This is a genomic window from Promicromonospora citrea, assembly GCF_013004695.1.
GTDB classification, from domain to species: Bacteria; Actinomycetota; Actinomycetes; order Actinomycetales; family Cellulomonadaceae; genus Promicromonospora; species Promicromonospora citrea.
Map to the genome: position 1 here is coordinate 1 of NZ_JABEMG010000255.1, position 2,398 is coordinate 2,398.

Annotated in this window: 1 protein-coding gene and 1 pseudogene; one reads left to right on the forward strand and one right to left on the reverse strand. The window is 76.7% G+C overall.

From position 1 onward, the window contains the following. Positions 1 to 580 (reverse strand): annotated as a pseudogene (locus HLB15_RS23315) (hypothetical protein); the annotation flags it as partial. Positions 581 to 746: 166 nt separating this feature from the next. On the opposite strand from HLB15_RS23315, the gene HLB15_RS23320 reads away from it, so the two are divergent. Next, positions 747 to 2,063 (forward strand): tetraspanin family protein, encoded by a 1,317-nt coding sequence (locus HLB15_RS23320; RefSeq protein WP_171109119.1) that lies wholly within the window; start codon positions 747 to 749, stop codon positions 2,061 to 2,063. Positions 2,064 to 2,398: the final 335 nt, after the last annotated feature.

Genomic DNA, 2,398 nt, shown 5'->3' on the forward strand with positions numbered 1-2,398 from the left:
CCAGGTCCGTGCGCGGCGGCGCGGTCAGGTCGGGGCGCGGCAGCGGGTCGGCGGACGGCGGGACGCCGGGGCTGGTCGGCGCCTCCCCGGCGTCGGCCGGGGGCTGTGCGTCGGCGTCGGCGTCCGGAGCGGGGCCCGGCGACGGGACGCGGCGCACCGTGTCCTCCGGGTCGGGCTCCGCGGGCACGTCCTCGAACACCGGGCTCTCGAACAGCGGGCCGGGCGCCTGCGTCGGCGCGCCGGTCGCCGGAGGGATGCCGGGAGACGCGGGCGGGCTCGCGGCCGGGGCCTGCGGTGTCGGTGCCGACGCCGGGGCGACCTCGTCCTCCTCGGGGACGACGGTGCCGTCCGGGTGCACGATGAGGTTCCAGAGCCCTTCCGGACCGGTCGCCGAGGCCCGCACCGGGCGCCCGACGCGCGCGGCGTTCTCCGTCACCCGGCGCAGCACCTCCACCCGGGCCTCCTCGAGGCTGCCCGTGCTGATCGGGTGATAGGTCCCGTCGATGGTCACCTCGCCGGTGCCGTCCTCCCGGACGATCGCGTCGATCCGGGGCCAGCGCGGCACGGTGTCAGAGCTCATGCGTTTCCTCCGAAGTTCCTGGGGTCGACGGCGTCGCGTGGGTTCGCCCCCGATGCAAGGGTCGGACATGTTGGCGCCGCTGGCCAGCCCAACGGGGCAATCACCCCACCTGGTAGGTTCTCGCGCAAACAGGAGTCGAACCCGGCCACAACCGAGGAGCCTTCGCGTGCCCGACGAGCCCACCCGCCGCATCCCGCCGGCGGACGACCCTACCCAGGTCCAGCCCGCGACCGCCCCCGGGGGCAGACGGATCGGGCAGCCGGGGGCGGCGTCGGGCCCGTCGCCGTACGCCGCGACCCAGCGGATGGACCCCGTCACCGCCGACCACGCGGGCTACGGGAACGCGCAGGGCGACGGCGCCGGTGACCGGACCCAGGTGTTCGGCGGCCCGGCCGCGGACGCGACGCAGGTGCTCGGCGGTCCCGCGGGGGACGCCACGCAGATGCTGCCACCGCATGGCACGGGCCAGGGCGGCGCGAGCCGCGACTTCCGCGCCGCCGCTCCCCCGCCCGCGCGGCCGTACCGGCCCGGCGAGTCGGCCTACGGGCCGGCGTACGGTCCGGCACCCGGGTCGGCCGAGGCGGGGCCGGGCGTCGACGGCGGGGCGGGCACGCAGGCGCCGCCGACCCAGGTGTACGGGCAGCCCGTCCAGGGGTACCCGGCTCCGGGTGCCCGGCCGGGCGGTCAGCCGGGCGGTCAGCCGGGCCAGGCCTACGGCCAGGACGCCTACGGCCAGGGCGGCTACGGGCAGCAGGGACACGGTCAGCAGGGCTACGCGCAGCCCGGGTACGGGCAGCCCGGGCAGCAGCCGCCCGACCCGTGGCAGCAGCAGTCCGCGCCGGCGTGGGGGCAGCAGCAGGCAGGCTCGCCGTTCGGGCAGGATCTCGCAGGGTCGCCGTCGCCGTCGCCCCGCCGGGACCGTGACGACGAGGGCCCCGGCGGCGCCGTCGCGGGCGCCGTCCTGGCCTGGGTCCCGCGCCTGCTGCTCGTGCTCGGGGTGTACCAGCTGGTGCGGCTGGTCCCGGGCTTCGACGTCATGCCCGACGTGGCGCAGTTCCCGCTGTTCCGCGGCATCGGCGACGGCGTGCTCGCGATGCTGAACCTGAACCCCGAGTGGTCCGAGCAGGCCGCCAACCTGACGATCCCGGTGCTCGGCATGGCGATCGCCGGGCTGCTGGGCACCATCCGCTCGCTCGACACCAAGCCCGCCGTGTGGCCGTTCGGCCTGGTCGTGTTCGCGTGGATCGTGGTGTTCGCCGTCGGCGGCATCGTCGGGTACGCGCAGGAGACCGCGCAGACGGTGCGCGACGACGTCCGGCAGTCGGTCGACGACACGATCGAGGACGCCAAGCAGGACGCCACGGACCAGGCCCGCGAGGAGCTGGAGAAGACCGCGGACGACGTGCAGCGCGACGCGACGGAGAACCTCGAGCAGAAGGTCGACGAGCAGCTGCAGGACGTGCTGCCCGGCGGGGACGGCTGAGCCGGCACGCGGGGCCGGGTCACAGGGCCGGGTCACGGGGCCGGGTCACGGGGCCGGTCACAGGGCCGGTCACAGGACCGGCACACAACCGACCACAGCCAGGACCAGGCGGTTCGGCGGGACGCTGATAGGTTTTCTCAGGTCCCCACCGGTCGTCCCGGTGCCATGCTGAGGAGCGCTTCGTGTCCGACGAGACCACCCGCACACCGGCCGCAGGCCCCGCCGCCCCGGCGGTGCAGGGCGGCGACCGGACCGCCGTCGTGCCGCCCCCCGGCACCGCGCGGGTGATGCCGCCGCCCACCGCGCCCACCCGCGTCGTGGCGCCCACGGGCCCG